23 protein-coding genes are annotated in these 21,729 nt (G+C 70.5%); 10 read left to right on the top strand and 13 right to left on the bottom strand.

The window, feature by feature from the left end:
* Positions 1-266: 266 nt before the first annotated feature.
* The 5 genes from STRBO_RS0106325 to STRBO_RS0106305 all read left to right on the top strand — a co-directional run bounded on the left by STRBO_RS0106325 (position 267) and on the right by STRBO_RS0106305 (position 5,427).
* Positions 267-794, top strand: coding sequence for a PadR family transcriptional regulator (locus STRBO_RS0106325; protein ID WP_028796498.1), 528 nt, complete (start codon positions 267-269; stop codon positions 792-794).
* Positions 791-1,477 carry an ABC transporter ATP-binding protein gene (locus STRBO_RS0106320; RefSeq protein WP_005480721.1) on the top strand — a complete coding sequence of 229 codons (687 nt, stop codon included), beginning with the start codon at positions 791-793 and terminating at the stop codon, positions 1,475-1,477. Before STRBO_RS0106325 ends, STRBO_RS0106320 begins: the two co-directional genes overlap by 4 nt.
* Entirely contained in the window at positions 1,474-3,831 is a 2,358-nt protein-coding gene (locus tag STRBO_RS0106315; protein ID WP_005480722.1) for an ABC transporter permease, read from the top strand. Before STRBO_RS0106320 ends, STRBO_RS0106315 begins: the two co-directional genes overlap by 4 nt.
* Before the next feature lie 73 nt (positions 3,832-3,904).
* A complete protein-coding gene (gene ahpD, locus STRBO_RS0106310; RefSeq protein ID WP_005480723.1) occupies positions 3,905-4,438 on the top strand; it encodes an alkylhydroperoxidase, AhpD family in 534 nt (177 codons plus the stop codon).
* Positions 4,439-4,623: 185 nt separating this feature from the next.
* Positions 4,624-5,427 (top strand): class I SAM-dependent methyltransferase, encoded by an 804-nt coding sequence (locus tag STRBO_RS0106305; protein ID WP_005480724.1) that lies wholly within the window; start codon positions 4,624-4,626, stop codon positions 5,425-5,427.
* A gap of 9 nt (positions 5,428-5,436) precedes the next feature.
* Here STRBO_RS0106305 and STRBO_RS0106300 read toward each other — a convergent pair whose 3' ends face one another.
* The gene (locus STRBO_RS0106300) at positions 5,437-6,639 is read right to left on the bottom strand and encodes a winged helix DNA-binding domain-containing protein (protein WP_005480726.1); all 1,203 of its coding nucleotides are present in this window, start codon (positions 6,637-6,639) and stop codon (positions 5,437-5,439) included.
* 724 nt (positions 6,640-7,363) lie between these two features.
* On the opposite strand from STRBO_RS0106300, the gene STRBO_RS0106290 reads away from it, so the two are divergent.
* The 4 genes from STRBO_RS0106290 (at position 7,364) to STRBO_RS0106275 (ending at position 12,541) form a co-directional block, all read left to right on the top strand.
* Positions 7,364-8,137, top strand: coding sequence for an isoprenyl transferase (locus tag STRBO_RS0106290; protein WP_005480727.1), 774 nt, complete (start codon positions 7,364-7,366; stop codon positions 8,135-8,137).
* Between the two features lie 326 nt (positions 8,138-8,463).
* A complete protein-coding gene (phoH2, locus tag STRBO_RS0106285; protein ID WP_028796497.1) occupies positions 8,464-9,789 on the top strand; it encodes an RNA 5'-3' helicase PhoH2 in 1,326 nt (441 codons plus the stop codon).
* Between the two features lie 397 nt (positions 9,790-10,186).
* Positions 10,187-10,912 (top strand): aggregation-promoting factor C-terminal-like domain-containing protein, encoded by a 726-nt coding sequence (locus STRBO_RS0106280; protein WP_005480732.1) that lies wholly within the window; start codon positions 10,187-10,189, stop codon positions 10,910-10,912.
* Positions 10,913-11,074: 162 nt separating this feature from the next.
* A complete protein-coding gene (locus STRBO_RS0106275) occupies positions 11,075-12,541 on the top strand; it encodes an AI-2E family transporter (protein WP_005480738.1) in 1,467 nt (488 codons plus the stop codon).
* Here the strand turns inward: STRBO_RS0106275 and STRBO_RS0106270 are convergent.
* The 3 genes from STRBO_RS0106270 to STRBO_RS43400 form a co-directional block, all read right to left on the bottom strand.
* A complete protein-coding gene (locus STRBO_RS0106270; protein ID WP_005480739.1) occupies positions 12,538-13,149 on the bottom strand; it encodes a dihydrofolate reductase family protein in 612 nt (203 codons plus the stop codon). The two genes, STRBO_RS0106275 and STRBO_RS0106270, sit on opposite strands and share 4 nt — an antisense overlap.
* A gap of 106 nt (positions 13,150-13,255) precedes the next feature.
* Complete coding sequence (locus tag STRBO_RS43405; protein WP_158690968.1) at positions 13,256-13,459, bottom strand: hypothetical protein; 204 nt, start codon at positions 13,457-13,459, stop codon at positions 13,256-13,258.
* Entirely contained in the window at positions 13,456-13,779 is a 324-nt protein-coding gene (locus STRBO_RS43400; RefSeq protein ID WP_005480743.1) for a hypothetical protein, read from the bottom strand. The genes STRBO_RS43405 and STRBO_RS43400 overlap by 4 nt, the downstream gene beginning before the upstream one ends.
* 93 nt (positions 13,780-13,872) lie before the next feature.
* On the opposite strand from STRBO_RS43400, the gene STRBO_RS0106255 reads away from it, so the two are divergent.
* The gene (locus tag STRBO_RS0106255; RefSeq protein ID WP_005480744.1) at positions 13,873-14,145 is read left to right on the top strand and encodes a GntR family transcriptional regulator; all 273 of its coding nucleotides are present in this window, start codon (positions 13,873-13,875) and stop codon (positions 14,143-14,145) included.
* Between the two features lie 13 nt (positions 14,146-14,158).
* Here the strand turns inward: STRBO_RS0106255 and STRBO_RS0106250 are convergent, their stop codons facing one another.
* The 9 genes from STRBO_RS0106250 to STRBO_RS0106210 all read right to left on the bottom strand — a co-directional run bounded on the left by STRBO_RS0106250 (position 14,159) and on the right by STRBO_RS0106210 (position 21,704).
* A complete protein-coding gene (locus STRBO_RS0106250) occupies positions 14,159-14,794 on the bottom strand; it encodes an OmpA family protein (RefSeq protein WP_020113934.1) in 636 nt (211 codons plus the stop codon).
* Between the two features lie 7 nt (positions 14,795-14,801).
* Complete coding sequence (locus tag STRBO_RS0106245) at positions 14,802-15,398, bottom strand: hypothetical protein (RefSeq protein WP_005480748.1); 597 nt, start codon at positions 15,396-15,398, stop codon at positions 14,802-14,804.
* A gap of 15 nt (positions 15,399-15,413) precedes the next feature.
* Positions 15,414-16,016 carry a pilus assembly protein TadG-related protein gene (locus STRBO_RS0106240; RefSeq protein ID WP_280634025.1) on the bottom strand — a complete coding sequence of 201 codons (603 nt, stop codon included), beginning with the start codon at positions 16,014-16,016 and terminating at the stop codon, positions 15,414-15,416.
* Positions 16,017-16,027: 11 nt separating this feature from the next.
* A complete protein-coding gene (locus tag STRBO_RS0106235) occupies positions 16,028-16,234 on the bottom strand; it encodes a hypothetical protein (protein ID WP_005480752.1) in 207 nt (68 codons plus the stop codon).
* Positions 16,235-16,339: 105 nt separating this feature from the next.
* The gene (locus STRBO_RS0106230) at positions 16,340-17,053 is read right to left on the bottom strand and encodes a response regulator transcription factor (protein ID WP_020113932.1); all 714 of its coding nucleotides are present in this window, start codon (positions 17,051-17,053) and stop codon (positions 16,340-16,342) included.
* The gene (locus STRBO_RS0106225; protein ID WP_005480755.1) at positions 17,046-18,389 is read right to left on the bottom strand and encodes a sensor histidine kinase; all 1,344 of its coding nucleotides are present in this window, start codon (positions 18,387-18,389) and stop codon (positions 17,046-17,048) included. Before STRBO_RS0106225 ends, STRBO_RS0106230 begins: the two co-directional genes overlap by 8 nt.
* On the bottom strand, positions 18,389-19,291 hold the full coding sequence (locus STRBO_RS0106220) for a DUF5936 domain-containing protein (protein WP_005480756.1): 903 nt from the start codon (positions 19,289-19,291) through the stop codon (positions 18,389-18,391). The genes STRBO_RS0106225 and STRBO_RS0106220 overlap by 1 nt, the downstream gene beginning before the upstream one ends.
* Before the next feature lie 21 nt (positions 19,292-19,312).
* Positions 19,313-20,332 carry a type II secretion system F family protein gene (locus STRBO_RS0106215; protein WP_005480757.1) on the bottom strand — a complete coding sequence of 340 codons (1,020 nt, stop codon included), beginning with the start codon at positions 20,330-20,332 and terminating at the stop codon, positions 19,313-19,315.
* A gap of 31 nt (positions 20,333-20,363) precedes the next feature.
* The gene (locus tag STRBO_RS0106210; protein ID WP_005480761.1) at positions 20,364-21,704 is read right to left on the bottom strand and encodes a TadA family conjugal transfer-associated ATPase; all 1,341 of its coding nucleotides are present in this window, start codon (positions 21,702-21,704) and stop codon (positions 20,364-20,366) included.
* Positions 21,705-21,729: the final 25 nt, after the last annotated feature.

Below are 21,729 nucleotides of genomic sequence, written 5' to 3'. Positions count from 1 at the left end.
AACACCGAGGACTGTGGCAAGAGGGAGTCGGTCCGCTCAGAGGCGGCGTGACAATGCGCACGCGGCCACGCGTGTCGCAGACCTCATCCCACCGGAACGGACGTTCCAACAGGCCGGATGGTTGCCCCACCAGACGCATGAGTTGGCGACGATCCCGGTGACAGAACCGTGACAATCGGCCCTGACCTGGGCCCCTCCACGCCCGGTGGCGACCTATACACGGCAGGTATACGTGCGGTGTATACCCACTGTGTACAGTCGTGCTCATGTCCATCGGTCACACTCTCCTGGGACTCCTGGAGTCCGGGCCCCGACACGGTTACGACCTGAAGCGGGCCTTCGACGAGAAGTTCGGTCACGACCGGCCGCTGCACTACGGCCAGGTCTACTCGACGATGTCGCGCCTGCTGAAGAACGGCCTCGTCGAGGTCGACGGCATCGAACCCGGCGGCGGACCCGAGCGCAAGCGGTACGCCATCACCGAGGCGGGCATCACGGATGTCCAGCGGTGGCTCGCGACGCCCGAGAAGCCCGAGCCGTATCTGCAGTCGACCCTCTACACGAAGGTCGTCCTCGCCCTGCTCACCGACCGGAACGCGGCCGACATCCTCGACACCCAGCGTTCCGAGCACCTGCGCATGATGCGCATCCTCACCGACCGCAAGCGCAAGGGCGACCTGGCCGATCAACTGATCTGCGACCACGCCCTGTTCCACCTGGAGGCCGATCTGCGATGGCTGGAGCTGACCGCCGCCCGACTGGGCAGACTGGCCGAGGCGGTGGTCCGCCGATGACCCCCGCCGGCTCCCTGCTCGTCGCGACCGATCTGCGCAAGGCGTACGGGCCGACCAACGCCCTGGACGGCGCCGGGTTCTCCATCCACCCCGGCGAGGTCGTCGCGGTGATGGGCCCCTCCGGCTCCGGCAAGTCGACGCTGCTGCACTGCCTCGCCGGGATCGTGCCGCCCGACTCGGGCTCGATCACGTACAACGGCCGCGAGATGGCCACCATGAACGACACCGAACGCAGCGCGCTGCGGCGCAGCGAGTTCGGATTCGTCTTCCAGTTCGGCCAGCTCGTTCCGGAACTGACATGCGTGGAGAACGTGGCGCTCCCGCTGCGGCTGAACGGCGGCTCCCGCAAGGAGTCCGAGCGGACCGCCCTCGGCTGGATGGAGCGCCTGGAGGTCGACGACCTCGCCCGCAAGCGTCCCGGTGAGGTCTCCGGCGGTCAGGGCCAGCGGGTCGCCGTGGCGCGTGCGCTGGTCACCAATCCCCGGCTGCTGTTCGCGGACGAGCCCACCGGCGCGCTCGACTCGCTCAACGGCGAGCGCGTGATGGAACTGCTCACCGAGGCCGCCCGGTCGACCAACGCCGCCGTCGTCCTCGTCACGCACGAGGCGCGGGTGGCCGCGTACTCGGACCGCGAGATCGTCGTACGGGACGGGAAGTCACGGGACATGGAGCGCGTCGTATGAGCGCCACCGTGCGCCAGTGGTACCGGGACCTGGCCATGGGGGCCCGGTTCGCCTTCACCGGGGGCCGCGAGGGCTGGGTGCGTGCCCTGCTCACGGCAGCCGGCGTCGGACTCGGGGTGGCGCTGCTGCTGCTCACCACGGCGATACCGAACGCCCTGGAGACCCGGGGAGCCCGTGAGGACGCCCGGCAGGACCGGGGCATCGGCTATCTGGAGGACAACGCCCACTCCGAGCCGACCGACAGGACCCTGCTCGTCGGCGACACCGACACCGAGTACCAGCACCAGGAGATCCGGGGACGGCTCCTCGAACAGGAGGGCGCGGACGCGCAGCCGCCGCCGGGACTGGCGAAGTTCCCCGCACCGGGCGAGATGGTCGTCTCCCCGGCCCTCGCCGACCTGTTGACGTCGGACGCCGGGGAACTCCTGCGCGACCGGCTGCGCTACCGGACGGTGGGCACCATCGGCGAGAGCGGGCTGATCGGCCCGGGTGAACTCGCCTACTACGCCGGAGCCGACGGACTCGCGCAGCGGCTCGACGGCTCTTTGGTCGCACGGATCGACCGGTTCGGTACGACCGATCAGCCGCAGGAGGAGATGGACCCGATCCTTCTGCTGCTCACGCTGGTCGTCTTCGTGGTGCTGCTGATGCCGGTCGCCGTCTTCATCGCCACGGCCGTACGGTTCGGTGGCGAGCGGCGCGACCGCAGGCTGGCGGCGCTGCGGCTGGTCGGCTCCGACGGGCGGATGACGCGGAGGATCGCGGCGGGCGAGGCGCTCTCGGGTGCCGTGCTGGGGCTGGTCTTCGGTACCTGCTTCTTCCTGCTCGGCCGTCAGGTCATCGGCTCCATAGAAGTGTTCGACGTCAGTGTGTTCCCGAGCTACCTCGACCCCTCCCCCGCGCTCGCCCTGCTGGTGGCGTTCACGGTGCCGGCGGCGGCCGTCCTCGTCACCCTGTTCGCGCTGCGCGGTGTCGTCATCGAACCGCTCGGTGTGGTCCGCACGGCCAGGCCCGCGCGCCGCAGGCTCTGGTGGCGGCTGCTGCCGCCGCTCGGCGGTCTCGCCCTGCTCTACCCGATGATCGGCCAGGGCTCGGGGAACGGGGAGTTCAACGAGTACATGGTGACCGGCGGTGTCGTCCTGCTGCTGTTCGGCATCACCGCGCTGCTGCCGTGGATCGTCGAGGCGTTCGTCGCCCGGCTGGGCTCCGGCGGCGTCTCCTGGCAACTGGCCGTCCGCAGGCTCCAGCTGAGCAGCGGATCGGCGGCCCGCATGGTCAACGGCATCGCGGTGGCGGTGGCCGGCGCGATCGCCCTGCAGATGCTGTTCGCCGGCGTCGAGGGCAGGTACACCGAGTCGACCGGCCAGGACGTCACCCGTACCCAGATGGAGCTGGCGCTGCCGGACGACCTGCCTGTGAGCGTCGCCGCCCAGGAGCTGAAGCGGGCCAAGGGGGCCGAGGCCATCGCCGCGCTCTCCACCGCGGAGATCTCCGCCACGGCCAAGGACCCCGAGGCATGGATGGGGGTGACCGTCGGCAACTGCGCCGCGCTGCGCGAACTCGCCACGATCTCCTCGTGCCGGGACGGTGACGTCTTCGTACTGAAGACTCCCGAAAGGCTCAGGGACGCCGACGTGGCGCAGTTCGGTGTCGCGGGAAAGACGCTGTACTTCGACCCGTCCTTCAGCGGGGAGGAGCCGGGAGCAGAGACCGCCTGGAAGCTGCCGGCCGACGTGAAGCAGGTGTCCCAGCGGTCGGACCCGCTGCGGAGCGGCGCGGAGGGGCTGCTGGCCACCCCCGGTGCCCTGCCCGCGAAGGCCGCGGACGGACTCTCCAGCACCGTCTACGTCCGCACCGACCCCAAGGTCCCGAACGCACTCGACGAGGTGCGCAACGCCGCCGTCGCGGTCGATCCGCTGATCCGGACCTGGGAGTGGGCCTCGACCCGGCGGGTGGACCAGTTCGCGGACATCCGCACCGGTCTGCTCGTCGGCGCGTCCGCCGTGCTCGTCCTCATCGGCGCGAGCCTCCTCGTCTCCCAGCTGGAGCAGCTGCGCGAACGCAGGAAGCTGCTGTCGGCCCTGGTCGCCTTCGGCACCCGGCGCCGCACGCTCGGTCTGTCCGTGCTGTGGCAGACGGCGATCCCGATCACACTGGGCCTCGTCCTGGCCTCGTCGGTCGGACTGGCCCTGGGAGCGGTACTGCTGAAGATGACGGGCTTCCCGGTGGCCGTCGACTGGTCGGGGGTGCTGTCGATGACGGGCATCGGCGCGGGCGTCGTCCTGCTGGTCACGGCCCTGAGCATGCCGCCGCTGGTGCGGCTCATGCGGCCGGAGGGGCTGCGTACGGAGTAGGCCGGTGCCGCGCCGGCCCCGCGGCACCGCCACACTGGACCCCGTCAGCCGCCCGCCCGGGAGTGAGGACGCCATGTCGCTCGACACCTTGAGGTCCGCGATTCCGGAGTACGCGAAGGATCTGCGGCGGAACCTGGATGCCGTCCTCGGCGACTCCGAGCTGTCGGAGCAGCGGCTGTGGGGGACCGCGCTGGCCACGGCGATCGCCTCGCGCTCGGCGCGGGTGCTGCGCGAGCTGGCGCCGGAGGCGAGGGCGCGGCTGTCGCCCGAGGCGTACACGGCGGCGAAGTCGGCCGCCGCGACGATGGCGTTGAGCAACGTCTTCTTCCGGACCCGGCATCTGCTCTCCGACCACGCGTACGGCGATCTGCGGACGGGGCTGCGGATGAAGGTCATCGGCGATCTGGGGGTGGACCGGGTCGACTACGAGTTGTGGGCGCTCGCCGTGTCCGCGGTCAACGCGTGCGGGGCGTGTCTGGACTCGCACGAGCAGGCGCTCCGCCGGGCGGGGGTCGGGCGGGAGACGGTGCAGGAGGCGTTCCGGATCGCGGCGGTGATCGAGGCGGTCGGGGTCACGTTGGAGGCGGAGGCGGTGCTCTCCGAGTAGGTGCGGGTCGAAGTGGCCCGAGGCCGCCTACGGAATGCGGGGGTTCGGTGATCGGGCGGCCGCGGGTCGGTCGTGGCTGGTCGCGCGGTTCCCCGCGCGCCTGAGGGGCAGGGGCCGCGCCCTCCGCCCCTCAGGCGCCGAAAATCGGTCGCGGCCCCTGCTCCCCCTCGGCACAATCCATCCCCATGGCCTCCCTGTCCCCCCACTCCTCCCACTCCCCCCTCTCCGCCCGCGCCTTCGACGACCTCGTCGCCGAAGGCGATGCCGTGCCCACCGACGGATGGGACTTCTCGTGGTTCGAGGGGCGGGCCACGGAGGCCCGGCCGTCGTGGGGGTATGCGCGGGCGATGGGTGAGCGGCTGGGGCGGGCCTCGGCGGCGCTGGACATCGACACCGGGGGCGGTGAGGTGCTCGCCTCCGCTCCCCGGTTCCCGGCGGTGACCGTGGCCACGGAGGGGTGGCCGGCGAACGTCGCCAAGGCCACCGCGCTGCTGCGTCCCCGGGGCGCGGTGGTGGTGGCCGTGGAGCAGGGCGCGCCGCTGCCGTTCGCGGACGGGGCGTTCGACCTGGTCACCAGCAGGCATCCGGTACGCCCGCCCTGGTCGGAGATCGCCCGGGTCCTCGAACCCGGTGGCACGTACTTCGCGCAGCACGTGGGGCCGAGCAGTGTCTTCGAGCTGGTCGAGCACTTCACCGGGCCGCTGACCGAGGAGACCCGGCGCGGCCGCCACCCGGACGACGAGCGCGCCGACGCCGAGGCGGCCGGGCTGGAGATCGTGGACCTGCGGGCCGAGCGGCTCCGGATGGAGTTCCATGACATCGGCGCGGTCGTGCACTTCCTGAAGAAGGTCGTCTGGATGGTGCCCGGCTTCACCGTCGAGGCGTACCTCCCGCAACTGCGCTCCCTGCACGAGCGGATCGAGCGTGAGGGTCCCTTCGTCGCGCACAGCGCCCGCCACCTCGTCGAGGCCCGCAAGCCGGCCGGGTGAGGCGCCCGCTCAGGCGTGCGGTCCGACCGTGACCTTCCCGATCGTCAACTCGGCCCGTGCCTGCAGCACTTCGCCCACCCGCTCGACCCGCTCCCCCAACTCCCGCTCCTGCCGCGCGTCCAGCCGCCCGAGCGGCTCCACCGTCACCGTCGTACGCCGTCCCTGGCGCCGCTGGTGCCAGACGCCCGCGACCACGCCGTCCACCAGCAGCAGCGGGTAGTTGCCCGCCTGTCCGCGCGCGAGGGCCCGTTCGTACGCCGCCCCGGGGAACAGCCGCTCGCGGGGCTGCGCGGCGATGCCGTACGCGTCGAAATAGGGCAGCAGCCGTACGCCCCGCAGGACAGCGGCGGGGTCCTCGGGGAAGCCGGTGTCGCCCGCCGCCACCCAGGCGGGCTCGCCCTCGAAGTCGACCGGCTCGATCTCGCCGGAGGCGGCCAGCGAGGCGAAGAGGCGGTCGGACCAGGCGCCGGGGGCCGCCGCCCATCGCGCGAAGTGGCGAGGGGAGGCGGGGCCGTAGGCGCGCAGACAGTGCCGTACGAGCGTGGGCAGGCCGTCCTTTGGGGAGGGCAGGGAGGCGAAGTGCGGGGGCCGGGTGTAGGTCGCCCGGCGGTCGCGGTCGGGGGCGAAGCACAGGGCGCCGGACTGGCCCGCGCGGTGCAGGACCTGGCGCCAGCGGGGCCACAGTCCCTGGAAGGCGGGCATGACGAGGTCCCCGGCCCAGGGTCCGGTGCGCGCGACGACCTCCTCGCCCAGCTCCTCGACGGTCAACGTGGTCCCGTCGAGGGCGGCGCCGATCGCGGCCACGACCTGCGCGGCCCGCTCCTCGCCGAGCCGTACGTCCGGGGCGAACGGGCTCGTTCCGGCCGGGATCGCGGTGAGCGCGGCCGTCCACAGGGGCAGCTCGGCGGTGGGCAGCAGATGCACGGTGCCGCGCGGCCCGAACGTCTTCACCAGCGTCCGGTCCTCCCACAGCGCGGCCCGTACGTCCGCCCGTGTGCTCTCCGCCGTGCGCAGCCCGAGCGACAGCTCGGCCGCCGACAGCACCTGTGCGTGGGCGCCCAGCATCGCCCCCGCCACCTCGGCGACCGGCGTACCGGCCGGCGCGGGCGCCCTCAGGAACAGCCGCTCCGTCCGCCGCGCACTCGCCTGCTCCCAGGTGACCGACCTGACCGGCGTGACCTGCTCGTTCTTCGAGGTCCGTGTGGCCTTCATACGGGGGCACCCCCAGCGCTCGTCGCCGTCATGGGACCGAGGCCAGGCCCGATGGCGGTCAGATCCTGACCTAGATTGCGGCGTCGATCGGGTGTCCACATCGTTATCGCCCACGGCTTGGATTCTCCCGCCCCGCTCACGTAGGTTCAGACCAAGGGAATTCGCGTGAGCAAAGCTGCGCGGTACGGCGTCGCGCAGTGGAGGGGGCTGCGCGAAGCCGTGCACCCCAGGATTTCACCGTCAAGCGCGCGTTCCGCTCGCGCTTCACCCGTACGGGGGCGCCGGGCCGTTTCTCCCCGGAAGCCGCACAACACCGCGCAAGCCTCACATTCCCGCAGGGATTTCGCCTTTCCTCCTTCGAATCCGCCGGAATTCGGCCATGATCACCCCTCGATCACACCCTGAATGAACGCTTCCGCATTCACCGTCGCGCTGTCGTCCAGCTCCGGAGAGTAGTTGTGGAGCGCCGATGCACGCAGCATCACTCACGAAGGGTTATGGTGGAAACCCCCCCTCGGGCCGGTCCGTCTCCCCCCCACGGACCGGCCCGTTTTTTCTGCCCGCACGACCGCTCCCCCGGGACGGCGAGCGGGAGGCCGGCGCCCCCGCACACCGCAGCGGGCCGCCCCCCAAGCCCCCCGCCCCCGGACCTCCCAAGGCCTCCGGCACCGGTAGGCTTCGGCTCTCCAAGGGGACCGTCACCGCACCGGAGGGGCTGGAACACGTGAACCTGCGCGACACACTGCGCGGCCTGTTGGTCAAGGTCTACGCACGCAGGGTCGAGGGTCACCTCGACCACGCCCAGGTGCCCGAGCACATCGGCGTGATCGTGGACGGCAGCCGGCGCTGGGCGAAGGCGGCGGGCTCCACCACGATGCAGGGCCACCAGGCCGGCGCCCACAAGATCGAGGAATTCCTCGGCTGGTGCACCGAGACGGACGTCAAGGTCGTCACCCTCTGGCTGCTCTCCACCGACAATTTCAACCGCCCGAAGGAAGAGCTGGTCCCGCTCCTCGGCATCATCGAGGACACCGTCCGCTCCCTCGCAGCCGACGGCCGCTGGCGGGTGCACCACGTGGGGGCGCTGGATCTGCTGTCCCCCGGGATGCAGAGCGCGCTCAAGGAGGCCGAGGAGTCCACCTCGGACGTCGACGGGATACTGGTCAACGTCGCGATCGGGTACGGCGGCCGCCAGGAGATCGCCGACGCGGTGCGCTCGATGCTCCTGGAGGCCCAGGACAAGGGCACCTCGATAGAGGAGCTCGCCGAGTCCGTCGACATCGACATGATCGGCAGGCACCTCTACACCGTCGACCAGCCCGACCCGGACCTGGTGATCCGTACGAGCGGCGAACAGCGGCTGTCCGGATTCATGCTCTGGCAGACCGCGCACTCGGAGTACTACTTCTGCGACGTCTTCTGGCCGGCCTTCCGGAAGGTCGACTTCCTGCGGGCCCTGCGCGACTACGCCGTGCGCGGGCGCCGTTTCGGAGGCTGAAACTCCGTATTGCGGATGAGGTGCGCATCAGCGCGTCCGGGACAGAAGTAACGAGGAGTTCACCGCGACGCCGTCGTACCGCTTGGCATGGCGGCGCATGTTCGAGGGCATAAGCCAGTCAGGTCGACACCCGAACCACGGGTGTCGGATCTCAGCGGGCGGCTCGGGGCCGTCCGCCCGGGAGGCCCTTTGCACCAGCCCGATCGTGCGGTCACAGCACGGACGAAGCAGCGGAGGGCCGGTTTTCGGCCCGTGCAACGGCGCCGTCGACCGGCCCAGTTCGAACCCGTCGCTCCCCGACCTCATCCGAGGGGGTACGTCCTTCCGTGGTGACCAGCACAAAGCGCCGTATGCCAGACCGGCGCACCTACGTCCTCGACACCAGCGTCCTGCTGGCCGACCCGAACGCCCTGAGCCGCTTCGACGAGCACGAAGTCGTGCTGCCGATCGTCGTGGTGACGGAGCTGGAGGCCAAGAGGCACCATCCCGAACTCGGCTACTTCGCCCGGCAGGCCCTGCGCCTGCTCGACGAGTTCCGGGTCCGGCACGGCCGCCTCGACGCCCCCTTCCCGATCGGGGATCTCGGCGGCACCGTCAGGGTCGAGCTCAACCACTCGGATCCCAGTGTGCTGCCGAGCGGCTACCGCCTGGGGGACAACGACTCCCGGATCCTCGCGGTCGCCCGCAATCTGCAGGCCGAGGGCTTCGACGTCACCGTGGTGTCGAAAGACCTGCCGCTCAGGATCAAGGCATCGTCCGTGGGTCTCCTCGCCGAGGAGTACCGCGCGGAGCTGGCCATCACGGACGCCTCCGGGTGGACCGGGATGTCCGAGCTGACCCTGGCCGGCGAACAGGTCGACATCCTCTTCGAGGAAGGATCGATCTACGTCCCCGAGGCGAGCACCCTGCCCGTGCACACCGGCCTGACGATCCAGTCGGAGCGCGGCAAGGCACTGGGCCGGGTGACGCCCGACGGCAACATCCGCCTCGTGCGGGGCGATCGGGAGGCGTTCGGCATCAAGGGCCGCAGCGCGGAGCAGCGCATCGCGCTGGATCTGCTGCTCGACCCGGACGTCGGCATCCTGTCGATGGGCGGGCGAGCCGGCACCGGCAAGTCGGCGCTCGCCCTGTGCGCCGGTCTGGAGGCCGTGCTGGAGCGGCGGCAGCACAAGAAGGTGATGGTCTTCCGGCCGCTGTACGCGGTGGGCGGGCAGGAACTGGGCTATCTGCCCGGCTCCGAGTCCGAGAAGATGAGCCCCTGGGCGCAGGCGGTCTTCGACACGCTCTCCGCGGTCACCAGCCGCGAGGTCATCGAGGAGATCACGGCACGCGGGATGCTGGAGGTCCTGCCGCTCACGCACATCCGCGGCCGTTCCCTGCACGACGCGTTCGTGATCGTGGACGAGGCACAGTCGCTGGAGCGGAACGTCCTGCTGACCGTGCTGTCCCGGATCGGCGCGAACTCCCGTGTCGTCCTGACCCATGACGTGGCCCAGCGCGACAACCTGCGCGTCGGCCGCTACGACGGTGTCGTCGCCGTGGTCGAGAAGCTGAAGGGCCACCCGCTCTTCGCCCACGTCACGTTGACGAGGTCCGAACGGTCCCAGATCGCGGCCCTTGTGACCGAAATGCTGGAGGACGGGCAGATTTAACCCCGACCTCCCGGAATCAGCCCCAACCCCAGGGCGCCGCCCGGCAAAAGGCTCAGCAGCCTAGCCGGGCGGCGCCTTGGTGCGTGCGGCTTTCCGTGAATCTCCGGCGTCAAACGAGGTGTGAGCTTTCACACTCACCACTGAATTGCCTCGGGGTGTCGGGTTACGGCAGAGTCTCATTCCTGTCAGGCCCCGCATACGACACACCTGTACCCCCAGCGGTACGGCACCACAGATGCACCAGGTCAACTCCATAGCCTTCGTCGTATGCCGCCCGAGCACCTCGCGGCGCTCCTCGCAAGGGAGTTGCCCACCGGGCCCGCGCCTCCGTGACCCCGCAGTTGGAGGCCAGCGAACAGGGGCACGATTGCGTCCGCCAGGGTCACCGAGGCGGGCGATGCTGGAAGGAAACCGTGTGAGCCGGATTTCGGTCCGGGGATTCGCAGTGGCCTCGGCCACCGCGGTCACCGCAGTCGGCAGTGTCGTCGGAGTTGCCTCGGGCAGCACCGCCCAGACGACGACTGACGACGCCGAGGCGGTCGCGAACGACACCATGTTGCTCGCCGACATCCCTGTGGGCGAGCAGGCCCAGGTGCAGACCGCGTCCCTGACAGCTCAGGCCGACGCCCAGGCCGTCGCCGCCGACGCGAGCGCCCGCAAGGACGCCGAGGAGACCGCCCGTAAGAAGGCGGCCCAGGACGCGATCGACAAGCAGCAGGCGGCGGAGAAGGCCGAGCAGGAGCGCAAGGCGAAGGAAGCGGCGGCGGCCGACGTCAAGGCCAAGTCCGCAGCCGCCGGTTCGCTCGGTGACATCCCCACGCAGAGTTCGTACACCGTCGCCGAGATCCAGGCGATGGCGAAGGCCGTCGTGGCCAGCGACCAGTGGACGTGCTTCAGCAACATCGTGAACCACGAGTCCACCTGGAACTACAAGGCCGTCAACCCCTCCTCGGGTGCGTACGGACTCTTCCAGGCGCTGCCCGGCTCCAAGATGTCGTCCGTCGGTTCCGACTGGCAGACCAATCCGGCCACGCAGATCAAGTGGGGCCTGAACTACATGGAATCCCGCTACGGCAGCCCGTGCGAAGCCTGGACGTTTTGGCAGGCGAACAACTGGTACTAGGCCTCCAGGCCGTCGAGGGCTTGACCGCCCGCCGCTCAACCTTGCGAAGCCCTCCACCGTCCTTTGGTGGAGGGCTTCGGCCATGTACGGTCGGTTCGCCGAGCGGGATCGCGGCCTCCGGGAGGAGTGGTGACCAGCAGAGATGACGGGGGAAGAGGGCGGATGATGTCGCGGGTGCCCGGGTGGCTCGGCCGGGTCGGCACCGGGTTGCACCGGTGGGCCGACAGGCTGGAGCGGCGCCGGGCGGAGATCGAGTCGGAGACCGAGGACCCGGACGGCGGCAGGGACGCCCCGGCCGGGCGGCGACGCGACAGCGGGGCGGACGGAGGGGGCGACAGCGGCCTCGGCTCCGGTACGGGGCCTGCCTCTGACGCGGGGTCAGGGGCCGGGTCCGGATCCGGCTCCGGCTCGGGCTCCGGTCGTTCCGAGGGTGTCGCGGGTGTCCGGACCACGAAGGAGTCCGGGAGCGGGGTCGAGGACGCCACGGGCGAGGCGGGCGGGTCGGCGGGCTCCCCCGGTGGCGCTCCGGGTTGGACGGCCGTCCCGGTCCTCCCCACCCGGCCCGATCCCGCGACGGCGGTGCCCTGGGGCATGCGGGTGGCGGCCGAGGCCGGCTGGCGGCTGCTCGTGCTCGCGGGCACCGTCTGGGTGTTGATGCGCATCATCAGCTCCGTCCAGCTGCTGGTGATGTCGTTCACCGCCGCGCTGCTCATCACCGCCATGCTCCAGCCGGCCGTGGCACGGCTGACCCGGCACGGTGTACCGCGCGGCCTCGCCACCGCCCTGACCGCCGCCCTCGGCTTCGTCGTCATCGGACTGATCGGCTGGTTCGTCACCTGGCAGGTCATGGAGAACATCGACGACCTCTCCGACCAGATCCAGGACGGCATCGACGAGTTGCAGCGCTGGCTGCTCGACAGCCCGTTCCACGTCACCGAGAACCAGATCAACGACATCGCCAAGAACCTCCGCGAGGCGGTCAGCGACAACACGGACACGATCACCTCGGCGGGCCTGGAGGGCGTGACCGTCCTCGTCGAGGCGCTCACCGGCATCCTGTTGACGATGTTCTCCACGCTCTTCCTCCTGTACGACGGTAAGAGGATCTGGCAGTGGACGCTGAAGCTGGTGCCCACGGCGGCCCGGCCGGGTGTCGCCGACGCGGGGCCGCGCGCCTGGCGGACGCTGACGGCGTATGTGCGCGGCACAGTGGTCGTGGCGCTGATCGACGCCATCTTCATCGGCCTGGGGATCTACTTCCTCGATGTGCCGATGGCGGTCCCGCTGGCCGTCTTCATCTTCCTGTTCTCCTTCATCCCCCTGGTGGGTGCGGTCGTCTCGGGCGCGCTGGCCGTGGTCGTGGCGCTGGTGACGCAAGGCGTCTTCACCGCTGTCATGACACTGGTCGTCGTGCTCGCCGTCCAGCAGATCGAGGGGCACATCCTGCAGCCGTTCATCCTCGGACGGGCCGTACGGGTGCACCCCCTGGCCGTCGTCCTGGCCGTCGCCGCCGGGGGCATGATCGCGGGCATCGGGGGCGCGGTGGTCGCCGTGCCGCTGGTCGCGGTCACGAACACGGTGGTGGGGTCGTTGCGGGCGTACGCGGACGAACACGGGGGCGGGGGTTAGCCGTTCCCGGGGTCGGCGCCGCGGTGGTCGGTGGGTCGGTCGACCGGGCGGCCGTGGCGCATGAGGACGACGCCGTTGCCGAAGGCGCGGGTCTCGATCAGGCGCAGACCGCTCGGGGTGGCGGTGTCGCCCTCCGGGAAGAGCCGCTTGCCGGCGCCCAGGCGTACCGGGTGGACGTAGATCCGGTACTCGTCGACCAGGTCGTGCCGCATGAACTCGGCCGCCAGATCGGCGCCGCCGAGGGCCAGGTCGCCGCCGTCCTGTGCCTTGAGCGCCAGGATGTCCGCCACGACGACGTCCCGGACGATCGTCGTGTGCCGGTCCCCGTGCCGCAGGGTCCGGGAGAAGACCAGCTTCGGCATGTTCCGCCAGATCGTGGCGAAGTCGACGACGATGGGCGAGGCCTCGGGGTCCTGGTCGGCGGTGGGCCAGTAGGCGTCCATCAGCTGGTAGGTGACGCGGCCTTCGAGGAAGGCTCCCATGCCCCTGAGGACGTCGTTGAAGTGCGCGTGCAGCTCGTCGTCGACCACGTGCCAGTCGATCTCACGGTTCGGCCCCTCGATGTAGCCGTCGAGGGACACGGACATCATCAGGACGATCTTTCGCATGACTGCGGCTCCCTGGCGTTTCCGGTGGCGTGAACGCTTCGCATCACACCGCACGTGGCTACGCCGTCGGTGGAACGGATGGTGGGAATTGGTGTTCGACGCCTGGTCAGGGGCCGTCCGTGGCGTCGCCGAACGCGCCCGCCAGGGGCGGGTAGTGCACGGCGCACTCCGCGCAGGCGTAGACGTTGAAGCCGGGGCCGGTGGCTCCATGGTGCTCGTGGACCAGTACGGGGCTCTCGGTGACGTTCTCGCACCGGACGCACATGCGGACCGGGAGGCGGCGCGGGGTGCGGTGTTCCCCATGCGTCATCCAATCGTCCCCGCCACGCCGACGGGAACGCGCGCCTCGCGGGGTACGGGTGGCTCGGAGTCCAGGCCGAGCGAGGCGAGGTAGAGGGCTCGGCGGCGTTCACGGAGACCTCGGGTGGCGCGCCGGCGGATGCGGTCGTCCAGGGGGCGGGGCTGGGGGTGGGGGTTCGGGTGGACGTGGGGATGGGGTGCGTGGGGTTGGGTGATGAGCGGCGGGGGCGGAGGCGGGGGTGGCGGTGGTTCGGCCCGGTGTCGGCCGCGGGGGTGGGGCAGGCAGGTGTGCAGCAGCTGGGCCAAGAGGCGGAGGGCGTGGTCGAGCATGGCAAGCACGCTACTGGGTAGACATGCGCGGTGTATAGCGGTTATGCACGCCTCATTGATTCGCACAGCTGATCGCAGCCGTACGTTGTTGGAATGACCCCGGACCCCGAGCAGTCGCCGATCGACCCGCACAAGATCGCGTACGTCTACATGCAGATGGCCGATCACATCGCTGACCGCATCGCCAAGGGTGAGCTGCGGCCCGGCGCACGTCTTCCCGGCGAACGTGACCTCGCCGTCGAGTACGGAGTGGCACACCTGACCGCCCGCCGCGCCACCCGCGAGCTGCGGGAGCGCGGTCTCGTCGTCACCCTCCCCGCCAAGGGCACGTTCGTCGCGTACCCGGCAGACGATCCCGGCGAGTAGTCTTCCCCGCCGGTCAGCTGTCGGTCGTCGTTCCTCCGGTCCTCGGGAACGAGACCTCCACTCGGCGGTTCTTCTTACGGCCCTCTTCCGTCGCGTTGTCGGCGATCGGGTAGTCCTCGCTGTAGCCGCGCACCTCGAAGGTGACGTCGCCGTCCAGGTCGGCGGCGAGGAGGTCGTGGACGGCCTCCGCGCGCTTCTTGGACAGCGTCAGGCCGTGGGCGTACGAGCCGAGGTTGTCCGTGAAGCCGAAGACGCGGATCTTGGCCGCGTCCTGCTTCTTGATCTCCTCCGCGATCGCCTGGATGCGTGAGCGGGCCTGCGGGTTGAGTTTCGCGCTGTTCTTCGGGAAGAGAACCTCCGCCTGGAGCGCGAACGTCACGTTCTCGTTCGTGTCCTCCCGGCGCTCCTCACCGCCGAGGTCCTCCACGACCGACTTGATGTCCAGGACCTTCGCCGGGGCGAGCGTGGCCCCTTGGGCGAGCTTCAGCCCCGGACTGTTCGCGTCGACCTCCGGCGGTGGGGAGGTGGTGACGGTGCCCGGGGGTTCGCTCGGGTCGTCCTCGGCGTACGCGGGGGCGGCGAGGGTGAGGGCGGCCAGGACGGCCACGGCTCCGGCCAGCACGGCGGCGCGTGGGGTGGGGGCGGTCATCGTCACGTCACTCGCCCTCGGAGAGTTCGATCGTGGCGGGGGGCATGGAGCCGACCTGGAAGTCCACGGAGGTGGTGTCTTCGGGAGGGGCGGGGAACTGGGCGAACCACTGGGCGGTCGCGCCCTCGTCGACACCGCCGGTGAACTGCGTGCATAGGCATCGGCCCGAGGTGTCACGCAGAACGAGGTACTTCTTCTTCCCGGACTGGTCGACGAGGTTGGCACCGGCGATGGATGCGCCGTTCTTGGTCAGTTCCTTCTCGTCTCCTCGCCAATTCGCCGGGACCCAGGCCTCGCCGGTGTTGTTCACGACGGTGCCCTCGACGGTGACGAAGCCACCCCTGTCCCTCTGAGCGGACGTCACTGTGAGCGTCAGCCCGTTCTCGCCCTTCACCTCGGCCAAGACTGCATCAGTGGTGGGTTTCGTCGGATCCTGCTCATCATCGCTGGAGTCCTTCTTGGACGGGGCCGACGACGAGCCCTTGCTGTCCGCCGGCTTGTCGTCGTCTCCGCCGCCGCAACCGGCCACCGTGAGGACCAGCCCGGTCGCGATCGCCACCGCGGTCACTGTCCTGCGGCCCTTCATGGTGTGCCGGAGGTTCATCGGTACGGCTTCCTCTCACTTGGCCAGATACACAGAGAACATCACGGACGCGTCGGGAAGGTCGTCCGGATCGAAGTTTCCGGGGTCGATGTCCACGGGCACGCCGTCGCAGTCCAGGGAGACCGGCTTCTCGGGGTCGGCGTCCGGAGCGAGGTCGCAGCGCGGCTGGATGACGGCGACCGCCTGGGCCTTGGCCGGCATGCTCTCGGTGCCTGGAATGATCGAATCGCCCACGGTGTAGTCCGTGACCACGTGGACCTGGAACCCCGGAGCACCGTCCACCTCGGTGAGCTGAGCACCACCTTCAAGGCTGGAGTTGTTCTGGGCAGCCAACTCCGCGGCCGCGGCGTCGGCTCCTTCCAGAGGAAGTTCTCCCTCAGGCAGGTCGAGCCAGTCCAACCAGTCGGTGTCACCGCCCCCGATGGCGTCTTCGAGGTTCAGCAACAATTCGTCCCGCGCCTGCTGTGCTGCCGCCAACGCCGCAGCGTCCGCCGCCGACTGTGCGCCGTTGCGCGCGGATGCCGCCTGTGCGAACACGAAAAAGGCCAGCGCCGCGAAAAGCAGAATCGTCGTCAGCCAGATATAGATGGGAAGCGTCGATCCCTGGTCACCGACCAGCCGCGCCCGGATCAGCCGACGACGCTCTTCACCGCGTTCAGGATCGCCTGGGAGATCAAACCGTCGAGCCCCAAGCTGTCGATCATCACGAAGATCCCCGCGATGATGATCATGATTCCCGCGTACTCCACGAACCCCGCGCCCGCGTCCCGCCCCTTCCCGCGCATGCGGGAGACGACGGTGGTCCTCCAGGCCTGGAAACGGTGCTTCACCTTCATGGCGGTTGCCTTCCCGCGCGATGCCGACACCAACCGGATCACCGTACGTGAGACAGCGCGTACCGGGGGTGGGTCCGGGGGCCCAAATTTCCCTGGAGGGTGGGGTCATCGGGGCCACCCCCCGGGGGTCGTGCCCAGCCAGTGGGCTATCGCTTCGCTGCGCGTCGAGCTGTGCAGCTTCGCGAAGATCCGGTTGATGTGGTTCTTGACGGTCTTCTCACTGATGAAGCAGGTGGCGGCGATCTGGCGGTTGTTCATGCCGGACGCGATGAGGTCCATCACCTCCACCTCCCTTGAACTCAGGCCGAAGGACGGTCGGTTGAACTGTTTCACAGATGGTTGCAGCTGCGAAGAGTGGTCGTGACTTTCGTGTGAAGGTTCGTAGGAAACGCCGAGCGAGGATGAGACAGTCGTGGAGATGGTCGCGCGGCCTTCCCGCACGTCCCGTACCGCCGCGATCAGTTCGGGTGCCGTGAACTCGCCGTGGACGAGGTAGCCGACCGCTCCCCGGCGCAGCGCCTCGGCCACGACCTCGGGTTCCGTGCTGTAGGTCAGCATCATGACGGGGCAGAGGCCGGCCAGTTCGGGGAGTGCGGTGAGCCCGTCCGTGCCGGGCATACGGACGTCGAGGAGGGCGACGTCCGGTTGGTGGCGGCGGGCTCGGGTCACCGCCTCCTCGCCGTTCGTGGCCTGGGCGACCACCTCGATGTCAGGGTGCGTGTCCAGGAGGGCCGTGAGGCCGGCGCGGACCACCGGGTTGTCGTCCGCCACGAGTACGCGGAGGGGTGGGCCGGGGCGGGCCTGGGGCTGGTCAGGCATGTGCGGCCTCCTCTCTGGGGGTATCGGGGGCGGGCGGTGCGCCGTCCGGGTGTGCGGGGAGCGGGAGGGTCAGGGTCACTTCCGTACCGGTGCCGTCCGATGCCACGTGCAGGGCCGCGCCCGTACGGTCCGCGCGTTCCGCCATGCCCAGGAGGCCGAAGTGGCCGGATTCCTGCGCCTCTTCGAGGGTGAGGGCGGGCGGGAGCCCCACGCCGTCGTCCTTGATCCTGAGGTGCAGGGTGTCCGGGGTGACGCTCAGGCAGACCTCCGCCGCCGTCGCCCGCGCGTGGCGGTGGACGTTCTCCAGTGCCTCCGACGTGATCGCCAGGAGGTGGCGGGTCGTCTCGGGCGGGAGCGGCGGGGGTGGCTCGCCCGTGTGGGTCAGGTGGGTGGGGAGGGTGGTGCGGGACTCGAAGTCCGCTGTCCGGCCGGCCAGTTCGGTGCGCAGGTCCGCCGGTGGGGTCGTCGTCAGGTCGGTGTGGCGGCGCAGGTCCGTGAGGAGGTCGCGGGACTCGGCGGCGGCTCGGCGGGCCGCCGAGGCGACGAGGCCGGCCTGTCGTTTCAGCTGGTCCGGGTCCGGGGCCGGACGGTCGGCAGAGGTCGCCAGGGCGTCGGCGGCGAGGGCCAGGCCGTGGAGGGTCTTGGCCACCGAGTCGTGCAGTTCACGGGCCAGACGGGCGCGTTCGGACTCCACCGCCTCCGCGACGGCGAGGCGGGACGTGACCTCGGAGAGCGCCTGGGTGGCCGTACCGAAACGGAACATCAGGTTCCGCAGGGTGACGCCGATGATGCCGGCCGCGACGCAGAAGCCGGCGATGAGAAGGGTGCTGACGCCCGCGCCGGGATGGTGTTCCCAGGTGCGGTGGACCGTGACGAGGACGGCCAGTTGCAGGCCGGTGAGCACGCCGGCGCCGCGCCAGCCGTAGAGGAGGCCGGAGAGAAGGGGGGTGCAGACCGTGGCGTAGGCGAGGGGGGAGGCCGGGGAGGCGGTGAGGAGGAGGACCGCGCCGAAGAGGAGGTCCAGGGCCATGAGGGTGGGGTGGGCGAGGAGGCGGGGGGCGAAGCGGTGCCAGTCCCTGAGCATGGCGTACGAGACGGTGATGCCGAGGACGGCGGCGAGGAGGACGGCGTGGTTCTGGGGGCCGTCCGTGGTGTTGGCCATCGCGAAGGGAGTGCCGATGGCGAGGGTGACCAGGCGGACGGCGAAGGTCTGGCGGGCGAGGGACTGGAGGGCGTTGAGCTGGAGGCGGAGGGTGGCGGGGGGTGTGGCGTCGTCGGCGAGATAGCCGGTGCCGGGGGTGGGGCCGGGCGGGGGTGGAGTGCGTCGGCCTGTCATCAGCGGCCCAGAATGTCGCCGAAGTTGGTGCCCGAGCCCAGGAACATGCCCGTGGCGATGAGGATCATCGTGGCCGGGAGCATGAAGACCAGGGTGACCAGCGTGGCCTTGGGGACGGTGCGGGCGGCTCGGCGGCGGGCGTTCTGCGCGTCGGTGCGGCGCATGTCCGCGGCGAGCTGGATCAGGGTCTCCGCGATCGGGGAGCCGAGTTCCTCGCCCTGCTGGAGCGCCGAGACGAACTGGGCGACCTGCTCGGAGGAGTTGCGCCGGCGGAGTTCGTCGAAGGCCTGGCGGCGGCTGACGCCCATGTCCATCTGGCGCAGGGTGATGCGGAGTTCGTCCGCCCAGGGGCCCTCGTACTTCTCGGCGACCCGGTCCAGGGCCTGGCGGAAGCCCAGGCCCGCCGAGACCACGACCGCGAGGACGTCGAGGAAGTCGGGCAGCGTGCGGTCGATGACGTCCTTGCGGTCGCGGATCGCCTGCCAGATCGCCGCGTCGGCGGCCAGCAGCCCGAAGGCGAAGGTGAAGGCGGCGAAGAGGGGGCGGTCGCTGGTCAGGAAGACCAGGCCCATGAAGGCGCCGAAGAAGCCGTAGACGGCACGGCGGGCGGCGTAGCGGTTGAGGGTGAGGCCGCCGGGGTTGCCCGCCATGTCGATGCGGCGGCGCTTGGCCTCGACCCGGCGGTGGCCCATGAGGCGCAGGACGAGCGGGGCGAAGCGCATGCCGAGGCGGTCGACGGCCGAGCCGGCCTTCGAGACGCGGGTGGCGCCGACCTCCAGGGCGAGGGCCAGGTCGGCGGGGAGTTTCGCCTCGGCGCGGATCATGCGGATGCCCAGCAGGGCGCCCACGACGGCGACGGCCGTCAGGAGCGCCAGGAGCAGGGGGAGCGTCGATGTCGTCATGGCCGTGTCATCGCCCCCTTCTCAGACTTCGATCTTGCCGAGGCGGCGGATGACGAAGAAGCCGACCGTGTAGAGACCGATCGAGATCAGGACCAGGAGCTGGCCGAGGGGGGAGCCGGTGACCCGGGCGAGGGCGCCCTCGTTCGAGGAGTTGATCAGGAGGAGGGAGCCGAGGCCCAGGAGGGGGACGGTGAAGGCGGTCGCGTTGACCTCGGAGAGCATCGTGCGGACCTCCCGCCGGGTCTCCTTGCGGTCCTCCAGGGTCTGGGTCAGGTTGCGCAGCGAACTCACCACCGTGCCGCCCGCCTTGTTGGACAGGACGAGGGTGGTGACGAGGACGATCAGTTCGCGCGAGGGGAGGCGTTCGGCCAGCTCGCCGAGCGCGTCGTCGACCGAGCGGCCGAGCGCCAGCTGATCGGCCACCCGGGCCAGTTCCTCGCCCGCCGGGGCCTCCAGCTCCTCCGCCGCCATCGCCAGGGACGTGCGCAGGGCGAGGCCGGCGGCGGTGGCGTTGGCGAGGAGGCGGGCGACGTCGGGGAGCTGGTTGATGAAGGCCTCGATGCGTTTCTGGCGTTGCCAGTTGAGGAAGATGGCCGCCGCCCACACGCCGATCGCGCCCGCGATCGGGCCGAAGAACGGGGCCAGGGTGGCGGCGGCGATCAGCCACAGGGCGACGACGGCCATGACGACGTACGCGGTGAACTCGCCCGCCGTCAGGTCGAGTCCCGTCGTCGTCAGTCTTAGGTGGATCGCCCGGCCGAGGCGGGTGCGGCGCAGCCTGCGGTCGACGGTCGTGAAGCGTCGGACACGGCCCGCCGCCGTGCGCGCCGGGCCGCCGCCGTGGCTGCCCGCGAGACGGTCGGCCAGGGCCTGGCGCTGGGCGCGGCCGGAGACGTACGCGTGGGCGCCCGCGACAGCGAGGGTGCCGCAGAGGACGGTGGCGCCGAGGGCCAGCAGGGTGGTGTTGTCCAGGTCCAGGGGTGCCTGGGCCAGGGTCGCCAGGGGCGCCCGGAGTTCCTGGAGTGCCTGGGCTGTCGCCATGTTCGGTCCTACCTCCTCGGGGCTCTCGGGGCTATCCGATGGCCTGGCGGGTGTTGAGCGGGTCGATGGCCTCGGTCACTCCGTACGCGGGAGGCAGCGGCTCGTTGGCCACGTACAGCTTCTCGGCGACGGAGCGGGGCACCGGCAGGTGTTCGAAGCGGCCGTGGACGACGCGGTCGGCGCCGAGGGGGTCGGGGGCGTAGCGGGAGACCGTGGCGATACGGAACTGTTCGCGGCCGTGCGAGACGAGCAGGGCGATCTCGGTGACCTTGCGGGAGCCGTCGGCGAAGCGGGTGAGCTGGACGACCACGTCCACCGCCGAGTTGATCTGGTCCTTGAGGGCCTCGAAGGGGATGAGGACCTCGGACATCGAGCCGAGGGTCTGCAGCCGCATCAGCGCGTCCTCGGCGGAGTTGGCGTGGACCGTGGCGAGGGAGCCGTCGTGGCCGGTCGACATGGCCTGGAGCATGTCGAGGGTCTCGCCGCCTCGGACCTCCCCGACGATGATGCGGTCGGGGCGCATGCGCAGGGAGTTGCGGACCAGGTCGCGGATGGTGATCTGGCCCTTGCCCTCGATGTTGGGGGGCCGCGACTCCAGACGGATGACGTGCTCCTGCTGGAGCTGGAGTTCCGCCGAGTCCTCGATGGTGATGATGCGTTCGCGGGGCGGGATCAGGCCGGACAGGGCGTTGAGGAGGGTGGTCTTGCCGGTGCCGGTGCCGCCGCTGACGATCACGTTGAAGCGGGCGCGGACGAAGGCGGCGAGCAGCATCAGCATCTGCTCGTCGAGGGAGCCGAGGTCGATCAGCTCCGGAAGGGTGTACGCGCGGGGGAAGCGGCGGATCGTGAGGGTCGGGCCCGTGAGCGAGAGCGGGGGGATGATCACGTTGACGCGTTCGCCGGTGGGGAGGCGGGCGTCGACCATCGGGTTCGATTCGTCGACCCTTCTGTTCACCGTGGAGACGATGCGTTCGATCGTCTGCATCAGCTGGTCGGTCGAGGCGAAGCGGAGGGGGAGCTGTTCCACGCGGCCGGCGCGCTCCACGAAGATCGAGTCGGGGCCGTTGACCATGATCTCGGTGACGGACGCGTCGGCCAGGAGGGGTTCCAGGACGCCCAGGCCGAGGGCCTCGTCGACGACCCTGCGGATCAGCTGGGAGCGTTCGGCGGAGGAGAGGACCGGGCCCTCTCGGCTGATGATGTGGCCGAGTACGCGTTCGAGGCGGGCCCTGCGGTCGGCCGCCGTCAGTGTCGACATCTCGGCGAGGTCGATCTCTTCGAGGAGCTTGGCACGGTAGACGGCCACGAGGTGTCCGTCCTCGCGTCCGGTTCCCCCTTCGTCGGGGGCGGCGATACGGGATCGCAGGCTCATCTTCTCGTCAACTCCTCTCGGGGGG

The sequence above is a fragment of the Streptomyces bottropensis ATCC 25435 genome, from assembly GCF_000383595.1.
Taxonomy (GTDB): domain Bacteria; phylum Actinomycetota; class Actinomycetes; order Streptomycetales; family Streptomycetaceae; genus Streptomyces; species Streptomyces bottropensis.
This window is presented reverse-complemented; position numbering and strand designations above follow the sequence as displayed.

Excerpts from the sequence above, each read along its gene's own strand:
- STRBO_RS0106325 (WP_028796498.1), top strand. The coding sequence starts at position 267 with ATGTCCATCGGTCACACTCTCCTGGGACTCCTGGAGTCCGGGCCCCGA.
- STRBO_RS0106320 (WP_005480721.1), top strand. The coding sequence starts at position 791 with ATGACCCCCGCCGGCTCCCTGCTCGTCGCGACCGATCTGCGCAAGGCG.
- STRBO_RS0106315 (WP_005480722.1), top strand. The coding sequence starts at position 1,474 with ATGAGCGCCACCGTGCGCCAGTGGTACCGGGACCTGGCCATGGGGGCC.
- ahpD (WP_005480723.1), top strand. The coding sequence starts at position 3,905 with ATGTCGCTCGACACCTTGAGGTCCGCGATTCCGGAGTACGCGAAGGAT.
- STRBO_RS0106305 (WP_005480724.1), top strand. The coding sequence starts at position 4,624 with ATGGCCTCCCTGTCCCCCCACTCCTCCCACTCCCCCCTCTCCGCCCGC.
- STRBO_RS0106300 (WP_005480726.1), bottom strand. The coding sequence starts at position 6,639 with ATGAAGGCCACACGGACCTCGAAGAACGAGCAGGTCACGCCGGTCAGG.
- STRBO_RS0106280 (WP_005480732.1), top strand. The coding sequence starts at position 10,187 with ATGCTGGAAGGAAACCGTGTGAGCCGGATTTCGGTCCGGGGATTCGCA.
- STRBO_RS0106275 (WP_005480738.1), top strand. The coding sequence starts at position 11,075 with ATGATGTCGCGGGTGCCCGGGTGGCTCGGCCGGGTCGGCACCGGGTTG.
- STRBO_RS0106270 (WP_005480739.1), bottom strand. The coding sequence starts at position 13,149 with ATGCGAAAGATCGTCCTGATGATGTCCGTGTCCCTCGACGGCTACATC.
- STRBO_RS43405 (WP_158690968.1), bottom strand. The coding sequence starts at position 13,459 with ATGACGCATGGGGAACACCGCACCCCGCGCCGCCTCCCGGTCCGCATG.
- STRBO_RS43400 (WP_005480743.1), bottom strand. The coding sequence starts at position 13,779 with ATGCTCGACCACGCCCTCCGCCTCTTGGCCCAGCTGCTGCACACCTGC.
- STRBO_RS0106255 (WP_005480744.1), top strand. The coding sequence starts at position 13,873 with ATGACCCCGGACCCCGAGCAGTCGCCGATCGACCCGCACAAGATCGCG.
- STRBO_RS0106250 (WP_020113934.1), bottom strand. The coding sequence starts at position 14,794 with ATGACCGCCCCCACCCCACGCGCCGCCGTGCTGGCCGGAGCCGTGGCC.
- STRBO_RS0106245 (WP_005480748.1), bottom strand. The coding sequence starts at position 15,398 with ATGAACCTCCGGCACACCATGAAGGGCCGCAGGACAGTGACCGCGGTG.
- STRBO_RS0106235 (WP_005480752.1), bottom strand. The coding sequence starts at position 16,234 with ATGAAGGTGAAGCACCGTTTCCAGGCCTGGAGGACCACCGTCGTCTCC.
- STRBO_RS0106230 (WP_020113932.1), bottom strand. The coding sequence starts at position 17,053 with ATGCCTGACCAGCCCCAGGCCCGCCCCGGCCCACCCCTCCGCGTACTC.
- STRBO_RS0106225 (WP_005480755.1), bottom strand. The coding sequence starts at position 18,389 with ATGACAGGCCGACGCACTCCACCCCCGCCCGGCCCCACCCCCGGCACC.
- STRBO_RS0106220 (WP_005480756.1), bottom strand. The coding sequence starts at position 19,291 with ATGACGACATCGACGCTCCCCCTGCTCCTGGCGCTCCTGACGGCCGTC.
- STRBO_RS0106215 (WP_005480757.1), bottom strand. The coding sequence starts at position 20,332 with ATGGCGACAGCCCAGGCACTCCAGGAACTCCGGGCGCCCCTGGCGACC.
- STRBO_RS0106210 (WP_005480761.1), bottom strand. The coding sequence starts at position 21,704 with ATGAGCCTGCGATCCCGTATCGCCGCCCCCGACGAAGGGGGAACCGGA.